Consider the following 24,030-nt stretch of genomic DNA (forward strand, 5'->3'; position numbering starts at 1 on the left):
ACCGCCGACCGCAGCCACAGCCACCTCCCACTGGCAAACGCCGCCACAAACTGCCCGTGTACCGACCGCCGAGGGGTCCCGTTCCGTGAGTCTGCATCCCACCCTCCAGCCCTACGCCGACGCCTGGACGCACTCCATCGAAGCGATATCCGAGCTGGTGCTGCCGCTTGCGGAGGCGGACTGGAACCGGCGGACGCCGTGCCCGGGCTGGTCCGTGCGGGACATCGTGTCCCATGTCATCGGCCTGGACTGCGAGATGCTCGGCGATCCGCGCCCCATTCACGCGCTGCCGCGCGACCTGTTCCACGTCACCAACGACCACCAGCGGTACATGGAGATGCAGGTCGACGTCCGCCGCCACCACACGGCGCCGGAGATGACGTCCGAGCTGGAGTACACGGTCATCCGCCGCAACCGGCAGATCCGCAACGACTCCCGCGCCCCGGGCGCCAAGGTGCGCGGGCCGCTCGGCGCGGAGCTGACCCTCGAGGAGTCCATGCGCAGCCACGCGTTCAACGTGTGGGTGCACGAGCAGGACCTGCGCGCCGCCCTCGGCCGGCCCGGCAACCTCGACTCGCCCGGCGCGCAGGTGGCGCGGGACGTGCTGCTGGACGCGCTGCCGGACGTGGTGGCGAACAGGGCCCAGGCGCCGCGCAGTTCGGCGATCGTCTTCGACGTGAACGGGCCGGTGGAGTTCCTGCGCACGATCCGCGTCGACATCCAGGGCCGCGGCACCCTGGAGACGGCCCCCGCGCTCGGGCCGGCCGCCGCTCTCACCCTCGACTGGGAGACGTACGTCCGCCTGGCCTGCGGCCGGGTGACGCCGGAGGCGGTGGCGGACCGGGTGAAGACGGAGGGCGACCCGGATCTGGCGGCGGCGATCCTGCGGAACTTCACGGTGACGCCGTAGGACTTCACCGCGTCCGTCGCGCGGACGCCGGCGCCGGTTGTTCGGCGCCGGGCACTCGGTCCCGGTTGCTCAGTCCCGGTTGCTCAGTCCGGTCGTTCGGCATCGGTCGTTCGGCGTCGGTTATTCGCTGTCGTCGGCGGTCGTGCCGTCACTAGCGTGCGCCCCATGAGCGACGACCTCTCCAGCACCGCCCCGGCCGCCTCCGCCGCCGCGTACGACGGCCCCGCCCGTCTCACCCGCCTCCCCTTCCACGGCCCCCTGTCGGAGGCGCGCGCCGACGACCTGGTACGGCGGCTCGCGGGGAACGCGCCCACGACCGTGCTGGACATCGGCTGCGGCTGGGGCGAGCTGATGCTGCGCGTCCTGGCCGCCGTGCCCGCGGCGACCGGTGTGGGGATCGACCTCCACGCCGAGGACCTGGAGCGGGGTCGCGGGGCGGCGCGGGAGCGCGGTCTGGACGGGCGGGCGCTGTTCGTGGCGGAGTCGGCGGCGGGGACCGCGCGCGGCCCGGCCGACCTGGTGCTGTGCGTGGGCTCCAGCCAGGCGCTCGCGCCGGACGGGCCGGAGGCCGGGGACCACCTCCCCCACGCCCTGCGCGAACTGCGCCGCCTCGTCGCCGACGGCGGCCGGGTCCTGCTCGGCGAGGGCTTCTGGCAGCGCACCCCGGCCCCGGCGGAACTGTCCCGCATGTGGCCGAACGCCTCCGCCGCCGACCACCACGACCTGGCGGCCCTCATCGGCCTCGCCGTCGGGGCCGGGTTCCGCCCGGAGTGGATCGAGACGGCCAACACGGACGAATGGGAGGCCTTCGAGTCCGCGTACCTGGCGGACACGGAGGTCTGGCTCGCCGCCCACCCCGGCCATCCCCGCGCCGCCGAACTGCGCGCCCGTGCCGACCGCCACCGCTCCGCCTGGCTTGCCTACCGGGGCGTCCTGGGCCTGGCGTACCTCACGCTGGTCCCGGTGACGACACCGGCGCCCGCCTGACGACCGCCCCGGCCGGCGGGGCCGCCCCGACCCGACGACCGCCCTGGCCGGTGGGGCCGCCCCAACCGGACGGCCGCACCGACCGGTGGGGCTGCCCCGACCCGACGGCCTCCCCGACCCGACGACCGCCCCGGCCGGGCGTGCCCCACGCCGGCCCCGGCGGCGGCAGCGCCGCCCGCCCTGTGCCGACCGGGCGTACCCGGCCGAACCGGGTTCACGACCGGGACCGGGTTCCCGACCGGGACCGGGACCGACGCCCGCGCACGCCCCACCGACCACCCCGGCCTGTGAGACGTCCCGGGCGAACGTGCCGCCCGGCCGGGAGGGTCCCGGCTCGCCACCAGCCGCTCCCGTTCCTGTGGGCGCGCGCAGTCGGCGCCGCCGCGGGATCGTCGCGGCGGCCGGACCGACGTCTCCCGCCCGACGGGCCCGCCCCGGCCCGATCAGGCCCTTCGCCCGGTCGAGCCCTTCACCACCTCACGCCGGCACATGCACCGTCTCCACCCGGCTCGCCACCAGGCGCTCCCGCTCCCGGCGCGCGACCCGTCGGCGCAGCCGCAGGATCTGGGAGATGCCCAGCGCCTGGAGGACGAACACCGACGAGAACGCGATCCGGTAGTCGTCGTCCGTCGCGTCCAGCAGGACGCCGACGGCGAACAGCGTCACCATCGACGCGGTGAAACCGCCGATGTTCGTGATGCCGGAGGCCGTTCCCTGACGCTCCGGCGGATTGGCGGGGCGGGCGAAGTCGAAGCCGATCATCGAGGCCGGGCCGCAGGCCCCGAGCACCGCGCACAGCGTGATCAGCAGCCACATCGGCGCCCGCTCGCCCGGATAGCCGATCGTCGCCCCCCACAGCAGCGCCGTCGCCCCGATGGTGCCCAGCGCCAGCGGCAGCCGCGCCTCGTGGTGCCGGGCGATGATCTGGCCGTACACCAGCCCGAACGCCATGTTGGAGAGCACGACCAGCGTGAGGAGTTCACCGGCGGTCGCCCGGGACAGGCCCTGCGACTCGACCAGGAACGGCAGGCCCCACAGCAGCAGGAACACCATCGCCGGGAACTGCGTCGTGAAGTGCACCCACAGCCCCAGCCGCGTCCCCGGCTCCCGCCAGGACATCGCGATCTGCCGCCGGACGTACGCCGCGCCCCGGTGCGGCACCGGCTCCGGCTCGTGCCCCTCGGGGTGGTCCTTGAGGAGGGTCAGCACCAGGACGAAGACCACGGCCCCGGCGATCGCGCTGCCCGCGAAGGCCGCCGTCCAGCCGACGCCGTGCAGCAGCCGGGCGATGACGAGGGTGGAGACCAGGTTGCCCGTCATGCCGGCCAGACCCGCGAGCTGCCCGATCAGCGGTCCGCGCCGGGCCGGGAACCAGCGGCTGCCCAGCCGCAGGACGCTGATGAACGTCAGCGCGTCGCCGCACCCCAGCAGTGCCCGCGAGGCCAGCGCCATGCCGTACGTCGGGGAGAACGCGAACCCGAGCTGTCCCGCCGTGAACAGCACCGCGCCGAGCGCCAGCACCTTCCTGGTGCCGAGCCGGTCGACCAGCAGGCCGACGGGTATCTGCATGGCGGCGTAGACCATCAGCTGGAGGATGGAGAACGTGGACAGCGCGGACGCGCCCACGCCGAAGCGGTCCGCGGCGTCCAGTCCGGCCACGCCGAGCGAGGTGCGGAAGATGACGGCGACGAAGTAGACCGAGACGCCGATGCTCCAGATGGCGACGGCGCGCCGGCCGCCGGGCGGGTCGCCGGGCAGCGTGCCCCGGCTCATCGGACCTCTCCCCGCGCGAGGTGCGAGAACCAGCCGACGTGCCGGTGGACGATCTCCACGGCCGCGTCGGCGTCCCCGGCCCGCAGCGCCGCCAGGATCTCCTCGTGCTCGGCGAGGGTCTTGGCGATCCGGTCGGGGTGGGAGTGCATCACGGCGACGCCCATCCGCAACTGCCGGTCGCGCAGCTGGTCGTAGAGGCGCGAGAGGATCTCGTTGCCGCCGCTGCGGACGATCTCGGCGTGGAAACAGCGGTCGGTGACGGCCGCGCCCGCCAGGTCGCCGGCCGCGGCCTGCTCCTTCTGCCGCGACAGCAGCCCTTCGAGGCGCTCGACGAGGCCCGGCGGCGCGGGCACGGCCTTGCGGGCGGCGTGCTCCTCGACCAGCAGCCGGGTCTCGACGACGTCCGCGATCTCCTGCGCGGAGACGGGCAGGACGAGCGCGCCCTTCTTCGGGTAGAGCCTGATCAGCCCCTCGACCTCCAGCCGCAGCAGCGCCTCGCGCACCGGCGTGCGCGAGACCCCGACGGCCTCGGCCAGCTCCCCCTCGGTGAGGAGGGTGCCGCCCTCGTAGCGGCGCTCCAGGACGCCTTGCTTGACATGGGTGTAGACACGGTCGGCCGCGGGCGGCTGCTTCAGGGCGAGGGACATGCGGACAGCATAGATACAACACGTACGCAAGAAAAGGACGCCAGGGAAGCGTCCGGCGAACACCCGGGGAAAAGTGCCCGATTTTCTCTCGCCCGCCGCACAACCATCGGCGAGACTCGTGTGTCACACCTATGCGGCTCATCGCTGTCGCCACTCAACTCGGCCGCAACGTAAGGGCATTCAACATAAATCGGGGTATCTGACTTGATAACCGGCATTAAGGGCATCCGGATCCGCAGAGCCGTCGCCGTGGGCGCGACCGCCGGCGCCGTGTTCGTCACCGGGGCCCTCACCGCGGCACCCGCGCAGGCCGCCACCAAGCCGACCATCGCCGCTCTCGGCGGCTACGCCATGAACAGCGCCGACGGCAAGACGCTGTACACCAAGGCGGCCGACACCAAGCGCGCCACCGGCTCCACCACCAAGATCATGACCGCCAAGGTCGTGCTGTCGCAGTCGAACCTCAACCTGGACGCCAAGGTCACGGTCCAGAAGGCGTACAGCGACTACATCGTCAGCAAGAACGCGTCGTCCGCGCGGCTGATCGTCGGCGACAAGGTCACCGTCCGCCAGCTGCTGTACGGGCTGATGCTGCCGTCCGGCTGCGACGCCGCGTACGCGCTCGCCGACAAGTTCGGCACCGGCACCACCCGAGCCGCCCGCGTCAAGTCGTTCATCGGCAAGATGAACGCCAAGGCGAAGGAGCTCGGCATGACGAACACGCACTTCGACTCCTTCGACGGCATCAGCAACGGCTCCAACTACTCGACGCCGCGCGACCTGACGAAGCTCGCCCGCAGCGCGATGAAGAGCTACACCTTCCGCACGGTCGTGAAGACGAAGTCGACCAAGCAGAAGGTGACCACGGCCAACGGCGGTTACCGCTACTACAGCTGGAGCAACACCAACACCCTGCTGAGCAACTACAGCGGCGCCATCGGCGTGAAGACCGGTTCCGGCAGCATCGCCAAGTACTGCCTGGTCTTCGCCGCGACCCGCAACGGCAAGACCGTCATCGGCACCGTGCTGACCTCCACCTCCGCGACCCAGCGCGAGACGGACGCGAAGCGGATCCTCAACTACGGCTTCGCCGTGCTGGGCTGAGCGACCGCCAGGAACCCGAAGGGGCCGGTCACCGCACTGCGGTGACCGGCCCCTTCTCCTTGCCCGTCGGGCCGTCAGCCCCAGGTGATCAGCCGCTTCGGCTGCTCCAGGACCGCCGCCACGTCCGCCAGCACCTTGGATCCCAGCTCGCCGTCGACCAGGCGGTGGTCGAAGCTGAGCGCCAGGGTGGTGACCTGGCGCGGCTTGACCTTGCCCTTGTGCACCCACGGCTGGAGCTTGATCGCGCCGACCGCGAGGATCGCGGACTCGCCGGGGTTGAGGATCGGGGTGCCGGTGTCGACGCCGAAGACGCCGACGTTGGTGATGGTGACCGTGCCGCCCTGCATCGCGGCCGGGCTGGTGCGGCCCTCGCGTGCCGTGGCCACCAGCTCGCCGAGGGACTCGGCCAGCTGCGGCAGCGTCTTGGCGTGCGCGTCCTTGATGTTCGGGACGATCAGGCCGCGCGGGGTGGCCGCGGCGATGCCCAGGTTGACGTAGTGCTTGACCACGATCTCCTGGTTCGCCTCGTCCCAGGACGCGTTGATGTCCGGGTTGCGCCGGATCGCGACCAGCAGGGCCTTGGCGATGAGCAGGAGGGGGTTCACCCGCAGGCCGGTGAACTCCTTGTCCTGCTTCAGCTCCTCGACCAGCTTCATGGTGCGGGTCACGTCGACCGTCACGAATTCCGTGACGTGCGGGGCGGTGAAGGCCGAGCCGACCATCGCGGCGGCGGTGGCCTTGCGGACGCCCTTGACCGGGATACGGGTCTCCCGCGCGGTGTCGTACGAGGCCGCCGCGGAGGACGCCGCCGCAGCGGGCGACTCCGCCGGCGCGGGCGCCGCGGTCGCCGGCGCCTCCACCGGCTGCGCCGCCCTGGACGCCGCCGCGTGGACGTCCTCGCGGGTGATGATGCCGTCCGGGCCGGACGGGGTGACCGTGGCCAGGTCGACGCCCAGGTCCTTGGCCAGCTTGCGCACCGGCGGCTTGGCGAGCGGGCGCTGCGCAGGGGCGGCCGGGGCCGGGGGCGCCGCGGGGGCGGGCGCGCCGTGGCCGTTCAGCTCGGACTGGATCGCCGGGGACGCCTGCGGGACCGGCACTTCCGGGCCCTTGCGCGGGCGGCGCCGGGTCGAGGAGGCGGCCACGCCGTAGCCGACCAGCACCGGCTGGCGGCCCTCGGGCTTCGCCTCGGCGGGCCGGGCGGGCTCGGCGGCCTGCGCGGGGGCCGGCTGCTGCACGGGCGCCCCGGCAGCGGCGCCACCGCCGACCTCGACCGCGATGATCGACGTGCCCACGTCGACCGTGGTGCCCTCGGGGAAGTGCAGCGCGGTGACCACGCCGTCGTACGGGATGGGCAGCTCGACGGCGGCCTTGGCCGTCTCCACCTCGCACACCACCTGGCCGTCGGTGACCGTGTCCCCGGGCCGGACGTACCACTTGAGGATCTCGGCCTCGGTCAGTCCCTCGCCCACGTCGGGCATCTTGAACTCGCGTACGGAGCTCACGGAGCTCTCCGTCATCGTCGTCACGCCCCTCTCCTCAGTACGCCAGCGCGCGGTCGACGGCGTCGAGCACACGGTCCAGGCCCGGCAGGTACTCCTCCTCCAGGCGGGCCGGCGGGTACGGGGCGTGGTAGCCGCCGACCCTGAGCACCGGGGCCTCCAGGTGGTAGAAGCAGCGCTCCGTGATCCGGGCGGCGATCTCCGCGCCGGAGCCGAAGAACACCGGCGCCTCGTGCACGACGACCAGGCGGCGGGTCTTCTCGACCGAGGCCTGGACGGCGTCGAAGTCGAGCGGGGAGACCGAGCGCAGGTCGAGGACCTCCAGGGACCTGCCCTCCTCGGCGGCGGCGTCGGCGGCCTCCAGGCAGGTCTTCACCATGGGGCCGTAGGCGGCCAGGGTGAGGTCCGTGCCCTCGCGGGCCACGCGCGCGGCGTGCAGCGGGCCGGGGATGGCGTCGGTGTTGACCTCGGACTTGTCCCAGTAGCGCCGCTTGGGCTCGAAGAAGATCACCGGGTCGTCGCTCTGGATGGCCTGCTGCATCATCCAGTACGCGTCGGACGCGTTCGACGGGGAGACGATCTTCAGACCGGCGACGTGCGCGAAGAGCGCTTCCGGGGACTCCGAGTGGTGCTCGACCGCCCCGATGCCGCCGCCGTAGGGGATGCGGACGACGACGGGCAGCTTGACCTTGCCCAGCGAGCGGGCGTGCATCTTGGCGAGCTGGGTGACGATCTGGTCGTACGCCGGGAAGACGAAGCCGTCGAACTGGATCTCGACCACCGGACGGTAGCCGCGCAGCGCCAGCCCGATGGCCGTGCCGACGATGCCGGACTCGGCGAGGGGCGTGTCGATGACCCGGCTCTCGCCGAAGTCCTTCTGGAGACCGTCGGTGACCCGGAAGACGCCGCCGAGCTTGCCGACGTCCTCACCCATGATCAGGACCTTGGGGTCGGTCTCCAGGGCGCGCCGCAGCGACTCGTTGATCGCCTTGGCCAGAGCCATTTTCTCCGCCATGTCAGTGACCCCCCTCACCCGCGGCGAAGCCGCTCTCGAATTCCGTCGCGAACGACGCCTGGTAGGCGGCGAACTGCGCGCGCTCCTCGTCGACGAGCGCGTGCCCGTCCGCGTACACGTTCTCGAAGATGGCGAAGTGGTCCGGGTCGGGCATGGCGCGGACCACTTCGCGCACTCGCCTGCCCAACGCCTCGCTCTCGGCTTCCAGTTCCGCGAAGAATCCGTCGTCCGCGTGGTTCGACGCCTCGAGGTGGCGGCGCAGGCGCAGGATCGGGTCCTTCGCCTCCCAGGCGAGCCGCTCGTCGTCGTGGCGGTAGCGGGAGGGGTCGTCGGAGGTGGTGTGGGCGCCCATCCGGTAGGTGTACGCCTCGACCAGGGTGGGGCCCTCGCCGCTGCGGGCCCGCTCCAGCGCCCACTTGGTGACGGCGAGGCAGGCCAGCACGTCGTTGCCGTCGACGCGGACGCCGGGGAAGCCGTAGCCGCGGGCGCGCTGGTAGAGCGGGACGCGGGTCTGCTTCTCGGTGGGCTCGGAGATGGCCCACTGGTTGTTCTGGCAGAAGAACACCACGGGGGCGTTGTAGACGGCGGAGAAGGTGAACGACTCCGCCACGTCGCCCTGGCTGGAGGCGCCGTCGCCGAAGTAGGCGATCACGGCGCTGTCCGCGCCGTCCTTGGCGACGCCCATGGCGTAGCCGGTGGCGTGCAGCGTCTGGGAGCCGATGACGATCGTGTACAGGTGGAAGTTGTTGCTGTTCGGGTCCCAGCCGCCGTTGTTGACGCCCCGGAACATGCCGAGCAGGTTGGTCGGGTCGACCCCGCGGCACCAGGCGACGCCGTGCTCGCGGTAGGTCGGGAAGACGTAGTCGTCGTCGCGCAGGGCGCGGCCGGAGCCGATCTGGGCGGCCTCCTGGCCGAGCAGCGACGCCCACAGGCCCAGCTCGCCCTGGCGCTGCAGCGCGGTGGCCTCGGCGTCGAAGCGGCGGGTGAGCACCATGTCGCGGTACAGGCCGCGCAGGTCTTCCGGGGTCAGGGCGGATACGAACGGGTCGTATTCGGCGTTCTCGACCCGCTCGCCCTCGGGCGTCAGCAGCTGGACGAGTTCCGGGTCGGTGCTCTTTTTGGCGGTCGTTCGCTTGCCGGCCGTGCTCTTTGTACCGGCGCTGCGTCGCGGTTTGCGCGCGGCAGTGCTCTCCACGGTCACGTGTGCTCCTCCGTCGGTCCGGCAGTCCCGGGTTCGCCGGGTGCCAGTGCGGCTCACCGGTCGCCCTCCGACGCACGGGGTTGGGTGCGGCTCTTCGGGAGACAGGCGTGACAGGTGCCCCGGCGAGCGCCCTGCAAAAGGCACGTTACCCAGGTACTCACATTTCTGCGAAACCCTTCCTGACCTGCGTTTTTGCTTGGATTTCCAAGTAAATCGCGAAAGTCGGGAACCGTTACTGGTCAGCGCCTTGCAGGTGGCCGGAACACGGGCACGTTATCCCGCGCACCCAGGTCACGGGAAGAGCCGGAAATCCGGGTGCTCCCGGGCGCGTCGCCACTTCGCGCCCACCTCGTGACCGAAAGCGACCAGCGACGACTGACTGTGACAACGCCCAGCTCACGGGCCCCGCCCAGTGCCCTAGCATCTGCCGCGTGCCGCTGCGATGTGTACCACCCCCCAAGACCCATGCGCCCCCGCTGAGCGCCCTTCTGCGGCAGTACGCCGCCGGTTCCGCGCTCACCTGCGAGCCCGTCGACCAGGGGCTGCTCAACCGCGGCTACCGGCTGCGGACGACCCGCGGCCGCTACTTCCTCAAGCACCACTTCGACCCCGACACCGCCGATCCGGCCGCCATCGAGCGCCGGCACCGGGCCACCCAGCGGCTGGCCGACCTGGGCGTCCCCGTCGCCCCGCCGCTGGCCGGGCGGGACGGCCGCACGGTCGCGGTGGTGGGCGGCCACGCCTACGCCCTGCACCCGTGGATCGACGGCGGGCACCGCCACGGCGGCCAGCTCAGCACCGGTCAGTGCGCGCGGCTCGGGGCGCTGCTGGGCGCCGTCCACGCGGGCCTGGAGCGGGTGATGCCGCCCAAGCGGGGCACCCCGCCCGCCACGAGCCCGCACCCGGTGGAGAGCGCTGACCCGGCCGACACGTTCGTGGTGATCGACGACCTCCTCGCGCGCGTGCGCCGGCACCGCCCCGCCGACTCCTTCGACCAGCTCGCCCGCCACCGCCTGGTGGAGCGGCGGGCGCTGCTGGAGCGGCACGCGGACCGCCGGCCGCCGCGCGGCGACTCGGTGGGCTGGGTGCACGGCGACTTCCACCCGTTCAACCTGCTCTACCGGGGGGAGAAACCGGCCGCGATCGTCGACTGGGACCGGCTCGGTGTGCAGCCGCGCGCGGAGGAGGCCGTACGCGCCGCCGCGATCTTCTTCGTACGGCCCACCGGGACGCTGGACCTGCCGAAGGTACGCGCGTACGCGCGCGCGTACCGGCGTGCCGCCCAGGCCACGCCCTCGCAGCTGGCGGCGGCCGTGCACCGGGTGTGGTGGGAGCGCCTCAACGACTTCTGGATGCTGCGCTGGCACTACGAGCGCGGCGACACGCGCGCGGACCCGCAGTTCCCGGCCGCCTCCGCGCTGGCCGTGTGGTGGACGCGGGAGTACGACGCGGTGTGCGGGGCGTTCGTGGACTGACGTCCCCGCCGTGGATCACTCGATGCCGCCCTGGGCGCCGGCGTTCAGCGCCCCGCCCGCGTCGGCCCCGCCCGCGTCCGTGCCGCCGGCGTCGGTGCCACCCGCGTCCGTGCCGCCCGCGTCGGTCCCGCCGGCGTCGGCCCCGCCCGCGTCGGCCCCGCCGGCGTCGGCGCCGCCCGCGTCGGCGCCCCCGGCGTCCGTGCCGCCGGTCTCGGTCGGCTGGGCGGACGTGGGCTGCGCGGTCGGTTCGTCCGTGGCCGTCTGGGAGGGCGTGGCGGAGGGCTCGTACGACGGGGTGTAGTCCCAGTCGTCACCGCCGCTGCCGCCGCCGCTGCCCTCGGTGGAGTCGTCCGTCTCCTCCTCGGTCTTCTCCTCGGTCGGCTTCTCGGACGGCGTCGGGTCGTCCTTGGTCTGCGAGCTGGTCGGCGACTTGGTGGTGTCGGTGCCGCCCTCGCCGCCGCCGGTGTTGTTCAGGGCCAGCGCGACGCCCGCCGCGATGGCGATCACCGCGAGCACGGCGAGGACCCACAGCTTGCCGCGTCCGCTGCCGCGGTTGCCGTGCCCCTCGAAACCGCCGTCGTCCCGGCCGCCGTAGCCGCCGCCGACCACCGGCTGCGGGATCTGCGCGGTGCCCTGCCCATCGCCCGGGTGGGGCAGCGCGGCGGCGCCGCCCACGCCCATGACGGCGGTCCTGGCGCCGCTGTCGCGCAGGTCCACCGGGCCGGTGTTCCAGGTGCCGGTGTGGCCGCCCTGGTCGTAGAGCATCTGGAGGCCGTACTGGACCAGCCCGCGCATCTCCTCGGCCGTCTGGAACCGGTCGTCGGGCTCCTTGGCCAGCGAGCGCATCACCAGCCCGTCCAGCTCCGGCGGCACCGCGTCGGAGACCTCGGACGGCGGGGTCGGGATGTCCTGGACGTGCTGGTAGACCACCGACAGCGGGGTCTCGCCGACGAACGGCGGACGCAGCGCGAGCAGTTCGTAGAGCAGACAGCCCGTCGCGTACAGGTCGGAGCGGTGGTCGACGGCCTTGCCGAGAGCCTGCTCCGGGGAGAGGTACTGCGGGGTGCCCATCACCATGCCGGTCTGCGTCATGGTGGTGGACGCGCCGTGCAGGGCGCGGGCGATGCCGAAGTCCATCACCTTCACCGCGCCGTTGTGCGTGATGATGACGTTGGCCGGCTTGATGTCGCGGTGCACGATGCCGTGCTGGTGCGAGTAGGCGAGCGCCTCCAGGACGCCGGAGACGATGATCAGCGCCTGCTCCGGGCCCGGCGCCTCGGCGTTGAGCAGCAGGTCGCGGATGGTGCGGCCCTCGACCAGCTCCATCACGATGTACGGCACCGACTGGCCGCCGACGACGTCCTCGCCGGAGTCGTACACGGCGACGATCGCGTGGTGGTTGAGGCCGGCGACGGACTGGGCCTCGCGCGTGAAGCGCGCCTTGGAGACCGGGTCCTCGGCGAGGTCGGCGCGCAGCAGCTTGACCGCCACGGTGCGTCCGAGGCGCACGTCCTCGGCCGCGAACACCTCGGCCATGCCGCCCCGGCCGAGCCGGTGGGTCAGCCGGTAACGGCCGTCCCCGACAAGTCCGCCATTACCCCACATGTCCGGCGCGTCTGACATCCCGCCGCCAGTCGCCTCGGGGTCGGACGGGCCCTGAGCGCGCTGCTGCTGTGCCATCAGTCCTCGCCGTCGTTTCTGCCCGCGGTGCGCGCGGTGTTGTTGCGGTCTCCGTCGGCCACGCTACAGCCTCCGCGCAAGCCTCCGGTCCGGGATGCGCGCGAGGAACCGGACCGGAACGGACCGGTCATCCAACCGTGGCACGACCGGGCCGTGCAAATCCCGTGTACCGGCCGTACGCCCGCTGTAACGCTTCCGCGACGCTTCTTTCGCGTACGGTCACGGAACGGGCACCGAGCTTGACGTGTCAGTGGCCTCGGGCAGACTTGGCCGGGAATAGCACTTTCGATCACTGGTGGATTGCGGGAGCACACGAGCCGCTGTCGCCGGCGCCTATGGGGGACGCAGAGAGATGAGCCAGGACGGCGCACAGGGCCGGTACACGGGGCGGGCGCTGGCCGGTGGCCGCTACCAGCTGCGCGACTTGCTCGGCCAGGGCGGCATGGCCTCGGTGCACCTCGCGTACGACACCGTGCTCGACCGCCAGGTCGCGATCAAGACGCTCCACACCGAGCTGGGCCGCGAGCAGGCGTTCCGGGAGCGTTTCCGCCGCGAGGCGCAGGCGGTGGCGAAGCTCACGCACACCAACATCGTGTCGGTGTTCGACACCGGCGAGGACGACGTCGACGGTGCGACGATGCCGTACATCGTCATGGAGTACGTCGAGGGCCGCCCGCTCGGCTCGGTGCTCGACGAGGACGTCCGGCAGTACGGCGCGATGCCCGCCGACAAGGCCCTGAAGATCACCGCGGACGTGCTGGCGGCGCTGGAGATCAGCCACGAGATGGGCCTGGTCCACCGGGACATCAAGCCGGGCAACGTCATGATGACGAAGCGCAACGTCGTCAAGGTGATGGACTTCGGCATCGCGCGCGCCATGCAGTCCGGCGTGACCTCGATGACGCAGACCGGCATGGTCGTCGGCACCCCGCAGTACCTCTCGCCCGAGCAGGCCCTCGGGCGGGGCGTGGACGCGCGCTCCGACCTCTACTCGGTCGGCATTATGCTGTTCCAGCTGGTCACCGGGCGGCTGCCGTTCGACGCGGACTCGCCGCTGGCCATCGCCTACGCGCATGTGCAGGAGGAGCCGGTCGCGCCCTCCTCGATCAACCGCGCGCTGCCGCCGGCCGTGGACGCGCTGGTCGCCCGCGCGCTGAAGAAGAACCCGAACGAACGTTTCCCCACCGCCGTCGCCATGCGCGACGAGTGCCTGCGCGTCGCCGCCTCCCTCCAGCCCGCCGCGCCGAGCATCGTGCCGGGCGCGCCCGCGCAGGCCGGCTCGGGCGTGGGCTCCGCGGTGTTCCCGCCGGTCGACCAGTCGTCGCCGTCCGCCGCGTCGGGCGTCCAGACGCCGTACCAGCCGACGCCGAACCCGTACGGCACGCCCACGCCCTCTCCGGCGTACGGCTACCCCCAGCAGAGCGGCTACCAGACGCCGGCCCCGTCCCCGTACGGCGGCCAGCAGACGCCGCCGCCGTACACCATCTCGCCCCAGCACCCGACGCCGGCGCCCTCCGGGGGCGGCCGGGGCAACAACAGGCCGGTGATCGTCGGCTCGGCGGTGGTGGCCCTGCTGGCGGTGGGCGGCCTGATAACGGCCCTGGTGATGAACGGCGGCGGGACCGAGGAGCAGGGCGGCGGCGGGGGCGCGAGCACGTCGGCGTCGGCGCCGGCGTCCCCGGCCGCGGGGGCCGGCTACACCGGGCCCGACAAGTCGAAGACCATCGACCCGACCGAGTGCAGCGAGCCGCAGGAGTCCTACAACGACGAGGACAAGATCCAGGTCCCGGACTTCAAGTTCAAGCACATCGACTCGGTCAAGGCCTGCCTCCAGGCGGCGGGCTGGCAGTCGAAGATCGTGGACTACCCGGAGAACACGTACGGCGAGGGCGCGGTGATGAAGCAGTTCCCGGCGCCCGGCACGGACGTCGACCCGGACGAGATGCCCGAGATCCAGCTCGAGGTGTCGACGGGGTACCCGCCGGCGTCCTGACACTCACGACCCAGCGGAAAGGCCCGGCGGTTGCCGGGCCTTCTTGCTGCTGAGCGGTTCCGGTCGCGGTCGGTGCGGCGGTTCCGGTGGCGGTCCCTACGGCTGCCCCAGGGCTTCCCCCAGGGCCGCCCCTACAGGTACGGCCCGCCCGAGCGGCCGCCCGTGCGCGGGTCCTCCGCGCCCTCGCCGCCCACGCCCGGCGGCAGGGCGCGGCGCATCTGCTCCAGCTGCGCCCGCGCCGCCATCTGCTGGGCGAACAGCGTGGTCTGGATGCCGTGGAAGAGGCCCTCCAGCCAGCCGACCAGCTGGGCCTGCGCGATGCGCAGTTCGGCGTCGCTCGGCGTCGCCTCGTCCGCGAAGGGCAGGGAGAGCCGCTCCAGCTCCTCCACCAGCTCCGGCGCCAGGCCGTCCTCCAGCTCCTTCACCGAGCTGGCGTGGATCTCCTTCAGCCGCGCCCGGCTGGCCTCGTCGAGGGGAGCCGCCCGTACCTCCTCCAGCAGCTGCTTGATCATGCTGCCGATCCGCATCACCTTGGCGGGCTGTTCGACCTGCTCGGTCACCGGGGTCTCGTGGGAGTCCTCGTCGCCGCCGCCGCTGAGAGCCATTCCGTCCTGGCCCACGACCAGGATCTTCTGAGCGCTCTCCGGCGACCTTTCGTTCCTCGGCATCTCCATGCGGCCCATTGTGTCGCACAGCCGCTCGCCTCTGTTACGTCCCTTCGGCGGCGTCCGGAATGCCGGGACCGGCGAGCGGGGTGAGGCTGGGTGCCGTGACTTCCTGGGTACGGACGGTGCGGACGGTGCCCGCGGCACGGGCGGTGCGTGCGGCGGGGGTGCGTGGGGCGGGGGCGGCGCAGGCGGGGCCTGCGGTGCGCTCGCGGCTTGTGGTGCGCTCGCGGCCTGCGGTGTTTGCGGCGGGTGCGGTACGGGTCGCGGGGGCGGTGCTGGTTCTCGGGGCCGTCGCCGTGGCGGGGGTGCCGTGCGAGGCCCGGGCGGCGGAGACGTACGGCGGCACCGGCGGGCGGGTCACGTCCGCCGCCGTCGGGCGGGAGACGCCGGGGAGCGGGGAGAGCGGGCCCGCGGCCTCCCCGGCTGCCGCGCCCTCGGACGGCCGGCACGCCCCCGACGGCGACACCGGCGCCCATGGCCCTGCCCCGAGCGCGTCCCCTTCCGATTCCCCGGCCGGGAAGACGTCCCCCAGCCCGTCGGCGTCCCCGAGCCCGTCGGCCACCGCGGCGACCACCGCCCCGGAGAAGACCGACGCCGCACCCTCCGCCGACGGCCGCACGCCCGGCGGCGCGGACGCCACGCCCGTCCCCGTTCCAACCCGTGCCTCCGACGGCACGACACGCCCGTCCCCCTCCCCGACCGCGACCGCCACGGCCGCCGACGGCGCCCCCGCCCCGCAGGCCGAGGGCGTGGCGACGTCCGCGCGCCCTTCGGAGCCATCGGTCGGGCCGAGCCGGGCGGGCAGCCGGGCCGGTGAGGGCCGTATGCGGCCGGGACGCCCACCGGAACGGGAGACCACGCCCCCGCCCGCGACGACGCCCCCCGCCCCGGCCACACGAGCCCCCGAGGTCGTCCCGTCCGAACCGCGCGCAGCCGTACGGGAGGCCGGGGCCCCCGCGGAGCCCGTGGTGCGGATCCTCCCCCTGGGCAGCGGTCTGGTCCTCATCGGCCTCGGCCTGGCCCTGGCCCTCCTCGGCCTACGACTCCGCCGGGAGGGGGCGTGACGAGCCGCCGCGTCGGACGACCCGGCCGCACCGGACCCGCCGGCGGTCACCGCCTACGGCACGACCAGCAGCACCTTCCCCACATGCGTGCTCTCCTCCACCGTCCGGTGGGCCTCCGCCGCGTCCGGCATCGGCAGTTCGCGGTCGACGACCGGGCGGACGTGGCCGGCGGACACCAGGGGCCAGACGTGTTCGCGGACCGCCGCGACGATGGCCGCCTTCTCCTCCAGCGGGCGGCCCCGCAGCGTGGTGGCGCTGATGGCGGCGCGCTTGCGCAGGAGCGCGCCGATGTTCAGCTCGCCCTTGACGCCGCCCTGCATGCCGATGATCGCCAGCCGGCCGTTCACGGCGAGGGTCTGGACGTTGCGGTCGAGGTACTTGGCGCCCATGTTGTCCAGGATCACGTCGGCGCCCGCCCCGTCCGTGGCCTTCTTCACCTCGGCGACGAAGTCCTGCTCCCGGTAGTCGACGAGGATGTCCGCGCCCAGCTCCGCGCAGCGCTCCAGCTTCTCCCGGGTGCCCGCGGTGACGGCGACCCGCGCGCCCACGGCCTTGGCCAGCTGGATCGCCATCGTGCCGATGCCGCTGGAGCCGCCGTGCACCAGCAGGGTCTCGCCCGGGCGCAGATGGGCGATCATGAACACGTTGGACCACACCGTGCAGACCACCTCGGGCAGCGCCGCGGCCCGCCGCAGGTCGATGCCGTCGGGCACCGGCAGCAGCTGACCGGCCGGCACCGCGACCTTCTCGGCGTACCCGCCGCCGGACAGCAGCGCGCACACCTCGTCGCCGACGGACCAGCCGCCCACGCCGGGCCCCAGCGCGGCGATGCGCCCGGCGCACTCCAGGCCGGGATACCGGGACACGCCGGGCGGAGGGTCGTAGAAGCCCTGCCGCTGCAGCAGGTCCGCGCGGTTGACCGCACTGGCCGTCACCTCGACGAGGACCTCGCCCTCGCCGGGCTCCGGGTCGGGGACCTCGTCCCACACCAGCGCCTCGGGCCCACCAGGTTCGGGAATCGTGATCGCATGCATGGAAGGGACGCTACCCGCCCCGCTCCGGCCGAGACCGTTCGAATATCCCTGTGCGCGGCCGATGAGTTTGCGGGACCGTGGAGGTCTGTCCTGCGTCACCCCAGTACGCGGAAGGACCACCCATCATGAGCCAGCAGACGCCCGGCCTGGCGATCGAGACGGCGGGGCTGGTGAAGACGTTCGGCGAGACGAGGGCCGTCGACGGCGTCGACCTGGCCGTGCCCACCGGGACGGTGTACGGAGTGCTCGGCCCCAACGGCGCCGGCAAGACGACCACCGTGAAGATGCTCGCCACCCTGCTCAGACCGGACGGCGGGCAGGCCCACGTCTTCGGCCACGACGTCGTCCGGGAGGCGGACGAGGTCCGCGGCAGGGTCAGCCTGACCGGGCAGTACGCGTCCGTGGACGAGGACCTCACCGGCACCGAGAACCTCGTCCTGCTCGGCCGGCTCCTCGGCCACCACAAGCGGGCCGCGCGGGAGCGCGCCGCCCAGCTGCTGGAGGCGTTCGGGCTGACCGACGCGGCCGGCAAGCAGGTCAAGCACTACTCCGGCGGCATGCGGCGCCGCATCGACATCGCCGCGTCCATCCTGAACACGCCCGACCTGCTCTTCCTGGACGAGCCGACGACCGGCCTCGACCCGCGCAGCCGCAACCAGGTGTGGGACATCGTGCGCGCGGTCGTCTCGCAGGGCACGACGGTGCTGCTGACCACCCAGTACCTCGACGAGGCCGACCAGCTGGCGTCCCGGATCGCCGTCATCGACCGAGGCAAGGTGATCGCCGAGGGAACGAAGGGCGAGCTGAAGGCGTCCGTCGGCGCCGGGTCGGTGCATCTGCGGCTGCGGGACCCCGGGCAGCGGCCGGAGGCATCCCGCATCCTGCGGCTGGTGCTCGACGCCGACGTCCAGCTGGAGCCCGACCCGGTGGCGCTGACGGCCCGGGTCGGAAACGGCGCGGCCCAGGGCCGGGTCGCGGCCGAGCAGGCCGCCGAGGCCCTCGCCCGACTGGCCCGCGACGGCGTCGTCGTGGACAACTTCTCCCTGGGCCAACCCAGCCTGGACGAGGTCTTCCTCGCCCTCACCGGTCACGACACCAAGGACCGGGACACCGACCACCTCGACACGAAGGACGGGGCAGCCGCATGAGCACAGCGACCTCTGCCGAAGCCAGGGAACTGGCCCCGGTCAGCACCGAGTCCCTGGCCGCCCTGCTGGTCGCGAAGGAGCGGCCGGCGCGGCCGAGCGCCCTGTCGGCGTCGCTCACCTTCGGCTGGCGCGCGATGCTGAAGATCAAGCACGTGCCGGAGCAGCTTTTCGACGTCACCGCCTTCCCGATCATGATGGTGCTGATGTACACGTACCTGTTCGGCGGGGCGCTGGCCGGTTCGCCGAAGGAGTACATCCAGTTCCTGCTGCCGGGCATCCTGGTGATGTCGGTCGTGATGATCACGATGTACACCGGCGTCTCGGTCAACACCGACATCGAGAAGGGCGTCTTCGACCGGTTCCGCAGCCTGCCGGTCTGGCGGCCGGCTGTGATGGTCGGCTATCTGCTCGGCGACGCGCTGCGCTACACCATCGCGTCCGTGGTGATGCTGACCGTCGGCATCGTCCTCGGCTACCGCCCGGACGGCGGGGTGGGCGGTGTGGTCGTCGGGATCGCCCTGCTGATCGTGTTCGCGTTCGCGTTCTCGTGGGTGTGGACGATGTTCGGGCTGCTGCTGCGCACCGAGAAGTCGGTGATGGGGGTCAGCATGATGGTGCTCTTCCCGCTGACCTTCCTGTCCAACGTCTTCGTGGACCCGACGACCATGCCGGGCTGGCTCCAGGCGTTCGTCAACAACAGCCCGATCACGCATCTGGCGTCCGCGGTGCGGGAACTGATGGCGGGCGAGTGGCCGACCGCCGAGATCGCCTGGACGCTGGGCTGGGCGGGGCTGTTCATCCTCGTCTTCGGTCCGGTGACGATGCGGCTCTACAACCGCAAGTGAGCAAGGGGGCGGTGCCGGTCGCCCGGCGGCCGGTCACGTCCACGGGCCGCGCCGGCCGTTGTCCGGCGCGGCCTTCTGCACGATGGTGATCAGCCGGTCCGTCAGCTCCAGGCGCCCCACCGCCGGATCGTCGTAGCCGAGCACCCGGTGCCCGCGGACGACGCTCACCACCGGATCGTCCATCTCGCGCGGAGTCCTGCCCACCTCCGCCTTCGTGACCGGCCGTTCCACGATGTCCAGCCCGCTGCCCCGGCGGATGAGGTCCTCCATCACCAGCCCGGCGGCGGGGCTCAGCACGGACAGCCCCAGCAGCCGGCCGGCCGCGCCCGCGCTGGTGATCACCTCGTCGGCGCCGGACTGCTTCAGCAGCGGCGCGTTCTCCTCCTCGCGCACCGCGGCCACGATCTTCGCGCCCGGGTTGAGCTGTCGGGCCGTCAGCGCCACCAGCACGGCCGTGTCGTCGCGCTGGGTGGCGATGACGATCTGCCGCGCCCGCTGCACCTCGGCCCGCCCCAGCACGTCGCTGCGGGTCGCGTCCCCGAGCGCGCTCTCGAAGCCCTGGGCCGTCGCGGCGTCGATCGCCTTGGTGCTGGGGTCGATCACGACGACCTGGTCCTTGCTCACGCCGGTGGCGCAGACGGCCTGGATCGCGGCCCGTCCCTTCGTGCCGTAGCCGACGACGACGGTGTGGTCGCGCAAGGGAAGCCTCCAGCGGATCCGCAGCGAACGGGTGCCTGTCCGGCGCCGGGCGGTGCAGGCGGTCCCGGGCGCGCCACCGACGCTACCGATCCGCGTCCCCGGCTGAACACTCGGTCGGCGTGTCGCGCGGGGGGCCCCGGCGCCGGCCGGGGACCCGGTGCGGAACCATGGTCCCGACGACCGACCGGATCAGCCGGCCATGGGCAGGCAGGCACAGGGGGCATGTGATGAAGGACGACGAGAAGCCGCCGTCCCCGCGAGGCGTGACGCAGTCCATCCTGCGCTCACTGTGGAGCCGCTCGCGCACGGAGGCCCGCGACGACGCCGAGGCGGGCCGCTCCATCACCATGCCGACGCAGAGCGTCGTACCGCCCCTCCAGCAGGTGATACAGCGGCTGACCATGGCCCTGGTCGTGCTGATCGTGACGGTCGTCATCGTCTATCTCGACCGCGACGGCTACCGCGACAACTCCGGCGGCCCCCTGGGCGTGATCGACGCCGCGTACTACGCCACCGTCACCCTCTCCACCACCGGCTACGGCGACATCACCCCGGTCAGCGAGGGCGCCCGGCTCACCAACATCTTCGTGATCACGCCGCTGCGCGTGCTGTTCCTGATCATCCTCGTCGGCACCACCCTGGAGGTGCTCACCGAGCGCACCCGCCACCAGGTCCGCATCCACCGCTGGCGCGCCCGCACCCGCGGCCACATCGTCGTCATCGGGTACGGCACCAAGGGCCGGCACGCCGTGGAGACCCTGATCGGCCAGGGTGTCCGCCGGGACCGGATCGTCGTCGTGGACGCGCAGCGCAAGACGGCCGCGGCGGCCGGCGACGACGGCCTGGTCGCGGTGACCGGCGACGCCACCCGGTCCGACACCCTGCTCAAGGCCGAGGTGCACCGCGCGGCCCGGGTGATCGTCGCACCGCAGCGCGACGAGACCGCCACCCTCATCACGCTCACGGCCCGCCAGCTCAACCGCCAGGCTACGATCGTCGTCGCCGTCCGGGAGGACGAGAACGTCCCGCTGCTCAAGCAGTCCGGCGCGGACACCGTGGTCACCAGCTCCAGCTCGGCCGGCCGGCTCCTCGGCACCTTCATGGCCCGCCCGCCCGTCGCCCGCACCCTGGAGGACCTGATGACCCTGGGCAGCGGCATGGACCTCATCGAACGGTCGGTGACGCGGGAGGAGGTCGGGCGCACCCCCCGCGAGTGCGTCGACCTGGTCGTCGCGGTCGTCCGCAACAAGAAGCTGATGGGCTACGCCGACGGCTGGCGGACCGAACTGCGCCACGGCGACCGGGTGATCACCGTCGGCCGGCCCGTGACGTCCGAGGCGGCGCAGGCGGAGAACGCCGAGTGAGACCGCATGGCGTTCCCACGGCGGCCCCTGTCCCGGCCACGGTGGCGTGCGGTTGGGGTTGCGGTTGCAGCCGTCGCCGCGGGTGCGGTGTGCAGCCGATGTTTCACGTGAAACACGCGGCGATCCCGGCCGTCGCCCACGGCAGCTCCAGGATCTCCGCCTCCTGACCGGGTCGCGTCCCGCCCGGCGGTACGACCGCCAGCGCGTCGGCGGCGGCGACCCCGCGCAGCATCGCCGGACCGTTGTAGTGCAACGGCACGGCATGGTCGCCGCGCAGCACGACCGGAACGAGCCGGGTGTCGCACGGGTGCCCGTGCGCCGCCTCCGTCAACGGCAGCGTGTACGGCTCCTGGGCCGGACGTGCCGCGAGCGTCCGCAGCAAGGGCTCGGCGAGGGTGAGCAGCCCGGAGACGGCGGCCAGCGGGTTGCCGGGCAGGCCGACCAGATGCTGGTCCTCCTCGGTGCGGGCCAGCAGCATCGGGTGGCCGGGGCGCACCTGGACCCCGTCGACCAGCAGCTCGGCCCCGATGCGGCGCAGGGTGGGGTGGACGTGGTCGACGGGCCCGGAGGCGGTGCCGCCGGTGGTGACGATCAGGTCCGCGTCGCTGTCCTCGAGGGCCCGGCGGAGGGTGTCGGCGTCGTCGGTGAGCCGGCGCACCGAGACGACCTCGGCGCCGAGGGCCCGCAGCCAGGGCGGCAGCATGGGGCCGAGGGCGTCCCGGATGAGGCCGTCGTGCGGGAGGCCCTCGGTGAGCAGCTCGTCGCCGAGGACCAGCAGCTCGGCGCGCGGTCGGGGCACGGTGGTGAGGGCGTCGTATCCGGCGGCGGCGGCGAGACCGAGGACGGCCGGGGTCACCAGGGCGCCGGGCGGCAGCAGCAGGTCTCCGCTGCGGCACTCCTGGCCGCGCGGGCGGATGTCCTGGCCGTGCCCGAGCGCGGGCGCCTCCGCGGGCCGGTGCGACTGGGGGAGGTCCGGGTGCAGCCGCCCCTTGTCGTCGACGCGGCCGTGCTCGCTGCGCAGGACGGCGGTCGTGTCCGGCGGGATCCGGGCGCCGGTGGCGATCCTGACGGCCTCGCCGTCCTCCAGCGGGGGGTGCTCGGCGTGGCCGGCCAGCACGCCCTCCTCGCGCACGTCCCAAGGGCCGGGGCCGGCGACCGCCCAGCCGTCCATCGCCGAGGTGTCGAAGGAGGGCAGGTCGGTGAGGGCGGTGAGGGGGGCGGCCAGGGTGAGACCGAGGGCGGCGTGCAGGGGGACGGAGACGGGGGCCGAGGTGCGGGGGGCGCCGGCCCGGGCGGCGATGCGGCGGGCCTCGGGCCAGGGGGTGGCGTGGTCGTGCCGGGGGGTGGGGTGGCCGTGCCGGGCGGTGGCGTGGTGCCGGTCCGCGGGGGCTGGGGCGGCCGGGGAGGAGCGGGGGGTCCCGGCGGGGGGCGTGGGCACGCCGTCGCGCGGCTCGTTCACGAGGGCGAGGGTCTCCTCGACGTCGAGGTCGTCGGCGTCCGGGGCGTCACGGAGGTCGCCGCTGTCGCGCAGTCCCCGGCCGTCTCGAACGCCCTGGCCGGTCATCCGGCGTCCGGGGTGGTGCCGGGGGCCGGGGCGGAGGCCGGGGCCGGGGCGGAGGCCGGGGCCGGGGCGGAGGCCGGGGCCGGGGCCGGGGCGGAGGCCGGGGCGGAGGCCGGGGCAGGAGGGGCGCCTCCGGTGGCGGCGTCGGCCTCTTCCGCCCAGCGCTGCGCCAGCGCGGCGGCCTTGCGGCAGGCCTCCGCGACGGCGTCGGGGCCGCCTTCGGCACGGCCGGCCGCGTAGCCGACGAGGAAGGTGGTCAGCGGCGCCGCCGGGCGTGCCACGCCGTGGGCGGCGTCACGGGCGAGGTCGAGCAGCAGGCCGGTGTCGACGTCCAGGTCGATGCCCAGCTCGTCCTTGACTGCGGAGATCCATTCGTCCAACACGAGACCATGCTCCCTGATGCGTACGCGGGCCCGGGCGATGTCCGCCCAGGTGTCGCAGTCGAACGACGCGACGGGGTCGGTGATGCGGGCGAGGTCGAGCCGGCCGGTCAGCCGCCACAGCGGCAGGCCGGTCAGCGCGCCGTGCTCGGCGGTGAGCGCGGTCAGCTCGCGGCGCAGTACGAGGGTGCGGTAGGCGGCGACCAGCGGCTGCTCACGGCCTTCGGCGTCGACGAGCAGCACCCCGTCGGCGCGGCCGGCGCCCAGGGCGTCCAGCAGGCGCCGCACGGTGTCCCGGTCCAGGAACGGCAGATCGGCGGAGAGCACGAGCACCCGGTCCGCCGTGACCGGGCGCAACCCGGCGTCGAGGGCGGCGAGCGGTCCGCCGCCGGGGGGTTCCTCACGCGCCCGGACGACCGGGCGCGCGGTGGGCCGGGGGTCGGCGACGACGACCGTGGTGCGGGCGTCGGCGCAGGCGGCGAGCACCCGGTCGAGCAGCGCCCGGCCGCCGACGCGCACACCGGGCTTGTCGGCGCCGCCGAGCCGCCGCGCGGCGCCGCCCGCGAGCACGACGGCGTCGTACGCGGGACCGGCGGCGCCCCGCGAACGGGTCGGGTCGTACGAGGTCACTCCCCGAGTATGAGCGCCCGGAAGATCGTTGCCACCTCCGAACGGTGCTCGGGGGGCCGGAGGTGCCGGACGTCACAGACGGGGTGGGGGCGTAGGGGTGCGTGGGGTGGGATGGAGGCGTGGGGGTGCGTGGGGTGGGGGCGTAGGGGTGTGGAGCGTGCGGGGGCACGCTCCATGCGGGCCGTCCGAGGCCCACGGGAGGGGGCACGCCAAGGCCATACGCGCCGCCCCAGGCCCACGGGGCACGCGGGGGCCACGCCAGGCCGCGCGGTCACGCCAAGGCTGCCGGGTCACGCCGGGGCATACGGGCCCCCAGGTCAGCGGGGCCATCCCATGTGGGGCGGCGTGAGGCC

At 73.5% G+C, this 24,030-nt stretch carries 19 protein-coding genes and 1 pseudogene; 8 read left to right on the top strand and 12 right to left on the bottom strand.

Features of this window, described 5'->3' with window-relative positions; all coding sequences use genetic code 11:
* The first annotated feature begins 85 nt into the window (after positions 1-85).
* Positions 86-910 carry a maleylpyruvate isomerase family mycothiol-dependent enzyme gene (locus tag ACZ6KF_RS14960; RefSeq protein WP_356629225.1) on the top strand — a complete coding sequence of 275 codons (825 nt, stop codon included), beginning with the start codon at positions 86-88 and terminating at the stop codon, positions 908-910.
* A 165-nt stretch (positions 911-1,075) separates the two neighbouring features.
* Complete coding sequence (locus tag ACZ6KF_RS14965) at positions 1,076-1,897, top strand: SAM-dependent methyltransferase (RefSeq protein ID WP_356629227.1); 822 nt, start codon at positions 1,076-1,078, stop codon at positions 1,895-1,897.
* Between the two features lie 477 nt (positions 1,898-2,374).
* Here the strand turns inward: ACZ6KF_RS14965 and ACZ6KF_RS14970 are convergent, their stop codons facing one another.
* Together ACZ6KF_RS14970 and ACZ6KF_RS14975 are read right to left on the bottom strand one after the other, a co-directional pair.
* On the bottom strand, positions 2,375-3,670 hold the full coding sequence (locus tag ACZ6KF_RS14970) for an MFS transporter (RefSeq protein ID WP_356629229.1): 1,296 nt from the start codon (positions 3,668-3,670) through the stop codon (positions 2,375-2,377).
* The gene (locus ACZ6KF_RS14975) at positions 3,667-4,317 is read right to left on the bottom strand and encodes a GntR family transcriptional regulator (protein ID WP_356629231.1); all 651 of its coding nucleotides are present in this window, start codon (positions 4,315-4,317) and stop codon (positions 3,667-3,669) included. The genes ACZ6KF_RS14970 and ACZ6KF_RS14975 overlap by 4 nt, the downstream gene beginning before the upstream one ends.
* A 204-nt stretch (positions 4,318-4,521) precedes the next feature.
* Here ACZ6KF_RS14975 and ACZ6KF_RS14980 point away from each other — a divergent pair, with 204 nt between their 5' ends.
* Complete coding sequence (locus ACZ6KF_RS14980) at positions 4,522-5,421, top strand: D-alanyl-D-alanine carboxypeptidase family protein (protein ID WP_356629233.1); 900 nt, start codon at positions 4,522-4,524, stop codon at positions 5,419-5,421.
* A gap of 74 nt (positions 5,422-5,495) precedes the next feature.
* On the opposite strand, the gene ACZ6KF_RS14985 is transcribed toward ACZ6KF_RS14980, so the two are convergent.
* Genes ACZ6KF_RS14985 through pdhA form a run of 3 tightly spaced genes read right to left on the bottom strand, consistent with a single transcriptional unit; the run spans position 5,496 to position 9,136 of the window.
* On the bottom strand, positions 5,496-6,938 hold the full coding sequence (locus ACZ6KF_RS14985) for a dihydrolipoamide acetyltransferase family protein (protein WP_469238738.1): 1,443 nt from the start codon (positions 6,936-6,938) through the stop codon (positions 5,496-5,498).
* Between the two features lie 19 nt (positions 6,939-6,957).
* Complete coding sequence (locus ACZ6KF_RS14990) at positions 6,958-7,935, bottom strand: alpha-ketoacid dehydrogenase subunit beta (RefSeq protein WP_356629237.1); 978 nt, start codon at positions 7,933-7,935, stop codon at positions 6,958-6,960.
* A gap of 1 nt (position 7,936) precedes the next feature.
* Complete coding sequence (pdhA, locus tag ACZ6KF_RS14995; RefSeq protein ID WP_469238624.1) at positions 7,937-9,136, bottom strand: pyruvate dehydrogenase (acetyl-transferring) E1 component subunit alpha; 1,200 nt, start codon at positions 9,134-9,136, stop codon at positions 7,937-7,939.
* Between the two features lie 431 nt (positions 9,137-9,567).
* Here pdhA and ACZ6KF_RS15000 point away from each other — a divergent pair, with 431 nt between their 5' ends.
* Entirely contained in the window at positions 9,568-10,611 is a 1,044-nt protein-coding gene (locus ACZ6KF_RS15000; RefSeq protein WP_356629241.1) for a phosphotransferase, read from the top strand.
* Between the two features lie 15 nt (positions 10,612-10,626).
* On the opposite strand, the gene ACZ6KF_RS15005 is transcribed toward ACZ6KF_RS15000, so the two are convergent.
* Positions 10,627-12,291 carry a protein kinase domain-containing protein gene (locus ACZ6KF_RS15005; RefSeq protein WP_469158846.1) on the bottom strand — a complete coding sequence of 555 codons (1,665 nt, stop codon included), beginning with the start codon at positions 12,289-12,291 and terminating at the stop codon, positions 10,627-10,629.
* Positions 12,292-12,643: 352 nt separating this feature from the next.
* Between ACZ6KF_RS15005 and ACZ6KF_RS15010 the strand changes: the two genes are divergently transcribed.
* Positions 12,644-14,284, top strand: coding sequence for a protein kinase domain-containing protein (locus ACZ6KF_RS15010; RefSeq protein WP_356629245.1), 1,641 nt, complete (start codon positions 12,644-12,646; stop codon positions 14,282-14,284).
* A 131-nt stretch (positions 14,285-14,415) separates the two neighbouring features.
* On the opposite strand, the gene ACZ6KF_RS15015 is transcribed toward ACZ6KF_RS15010, so the two are convergent.
* The 3 genes from ACZ6KF_RS15015 to ACZ6KF_RS15025 form a co-directional block, all read right to left on the bottom strand.
* The gene (locus tag ACZ6KF_RS15015; protein ID WP_469238626.1) at positions 14,416-14,958 is read right to left on the bottom strand and encodes a bacterial proteasome activator family protein; all 543 of its coding nucleotides are present in this window, start codon (positions 14,956-14,958) and stop codon (positions 14,416-14,418) included.
* 34 nt (positions 14,959-14,992) lie between these two features.
* The gene (locus tag ACZ6KF_RS15020; RefSeq protein ID WP_469238628.1) at positions 14,993-15,592 is read right to left on the bottom strand and encodes a hypothetical protein; all 600 of its coding nucleotides are present in this window, start codon (positions 15,590-15,592) and stop codon (positions 14,993-14,995) included.
* A 477-nt stretch (positions 15,593-16,069) separates the two neighbouring features.
* The gene (locus tag ACZ6KF_RS15025) at positions 16,070-17,050 is read right to left on the bottom strand and encodes an NAD(P)H-quinone oxidoreductase (RefSeq protein WP_356629251.1); all 981 of its coding nucleotides are present in this window, start codon (positions 17,048-17,050) and stop codon (positions 16,070-16,072) included.
* Between the two features lie 125 nt (positions 17,051-17,175).
* Here ACZ6KF_RS15025 and ACZ6KF_RS15030 point away from each other — a divergent pair, with 125 nt between their 5' ends.
* Complete coding sequence (locus tag ACZ6KF_RS15030; protein WP_356629253.1) at positions 17,176-18,198, top strand: ATP-binding cassette domain-containing protein; 1,023 nt, start codon at positions 17,176-17,178, stop codon at positions 18,196-18,198.
* The gene (locus ACZ6KF_RS15035; protein WP_356629255.1) at positions 18,195-19,043 is read left to right on the top strand and encodes an ABC transporter permease; all 849 of its coding nucleotides are present in this window, start codon (positions 18,195-18,197) and stop codon (positions 19,041-19,043) included. The genes ACZ6KF_RS15030 and ACZ6KF_RS15035 overlap by 4 nt, the downstream gene beginning before the upstream one ends.
* A 33-nt stretch (positions 19,044-19,076) precedes the next feature.
* Here the strand turns inward: ACZ6KF_RS15035 and ACZ6KF_RS15040 are convergent.
* Positions 19,077-19,757 (bottom strand): annotated as a pseudogene (locus ACZ6KF_RS15040) (potassium channel family protein); the annotation flags it as partial.
* A 212-nt stretch (positions 19,758-19,969) separates the two neighbouring features.
* On the opposite strand from ACZ6KF_RS15040, the gene ACZ6KF_RS15045 reads away from it, so the two are divergent.
* A complete protein-coding gene (locus ACZ6KF_RS15045; RefSeq protein ID WP_356629257.1) occupies positions 19,970-21,106 on the top strand; it encodes a potassium channel family protein in 1,137 nt (378 codons plus the stop codon).
* Positions 21,107-21,209: 103 nt separating this feature from the next.
* Here ACZ6KF_RS15045 and ACZ6KF_RS15050 read toward each other — a convergent pair whose 3' ends face one another.
* Positions 21,210-22,670 carry a molybdopterin molybdotransferase MoeA gene (locus tag ACZ6KF_RS15050; protein ID WP_469238630.1) on the bottom strand — a complete coding sequence of 487 codons (1,461 nt, stop codon included), beginning with the start codon at positions 22,668-22,670 and terminating at the stop codon, positions 21,210-21,212.
* Positions 22,667-23,677 carry an NTP transferase domain-containing protein gene (locus ACZ6KF_RS15055; protein WP_469238632.1) on the bottom strand — a complete coding sequence of 337 codons (1,011 nt, stop codon included), beginning with the start codon at positions 23,675-23,677 and terminating at the stop codon, positions 22,667-22,669. The genes ACZ6KF_RS15050 and ACZ6KF_RS15055 overlap by 4 nt, the downstream gene beginning before the upstream one ends.
* Positions 23,678-24,030: the final 353 nt, after the last annotated feature.

This window comes from Streptomyces sp. NPDC046379 (assembly GCF_055587785.1).

Bases quoted from the DNA above. Each gene is read 5' to 3' on its own strand.
- ACZ6KF_RS14965 (WP_356629227.1), top strand. From the start codon at position 1,076: ATGAGCGACGACCTCTCCAGCACCGCCCCGGCCGCCTCCGCCGCCGCG.
- ACZ6KF_RS14970 (WP_356629229.1), bottom strand. From the start codon at position 3,670: ATGAGCCGGGGCACGCTGCCCGGCGACCCGCCCGGCGGCCGGCGCGCC.
- ACZ6KF_RS14975 (WP_356629231.1), bottom strand. From the start codon at position 4,317: ATGTCCCTCGCCCTGAAGCAGCCGCCCGCGGCCGACCGTGTCTACACC.
- ACZ6KF_RS14985 (WP_469238738.1), bottom strand. From the start codon at position 6,938: ATGACGGAGAGCTCCGTGAGCTCCGTACGCGAGTTCAAGATGCCCGAC.
- ACZ6KF_RS14990 (WP_356629237.1), bottom strand. From the start codon at position 7,935: ATGGCGGAGAAAATGGCTCTGGCCAAGGCGATCAACGAGTCGCTGCGG.
- ACZ6KF_RS15005 (WP_469158846.1), bottom strand. From the start codon at position 12,291: ATGGCACAGCAGCAGCGCGCTCAGGGCCCGTCCGACCCCGAGGCGACT.
- ACZ6KF_RS15010 (WP_356629245.1), top strand. From the start codon at position 12,644: ATGAGCCAGGACGGCGCACAGGGCCGGTACACGGGGCGGGCGCTGGCC.
- ACZ6KF_RS15015 (WP_469238626.1), bottom strand. From the start codon at position 14,958: ATGGAGATGCCGAGGAACGAAAGGTCGCCGGAGAGCGCTCAGAAGATC.
- ACZ6KF_RS15025 (WP_356629251.1), bottom strand. From the start codon at position 17,050: ATGCATGCGATCACGATTCCCGAACCTGGTGGGCCCGAGGCGCTGGTG.
- ACZ6KF_RS15030 (WP_356629253.1), top strand. From the start codon at position 17,176: ATGAGCCAGCAGACGCCCGGCCTGGCGATCGAGACGGCGGGGCTGGTG.
- ACZ6KF_RS15035 (WP_356629255.1), top strand. From the start codon at position 18,195: ATGAGCACAGCGACCTCTGCCGAAGCCAGGGAACTGGCCCCGGTCAGC.
- ACZ6KF_RS15045 (WP_356629257.1), top strand. From the start codon at position 19,970: ATGAAGGACGACGAGAAGCCGCCGTCCCCGCGAGGCGTGACGCAGTCC.
- ACZ6KF_RS15050 (WP_469238630.1), bottom strand. From the start codon at position 22,670: ATGACCGGCCAGGGCGTTCGAGACGGCCGGGGACTGCGCGACAGCGGC.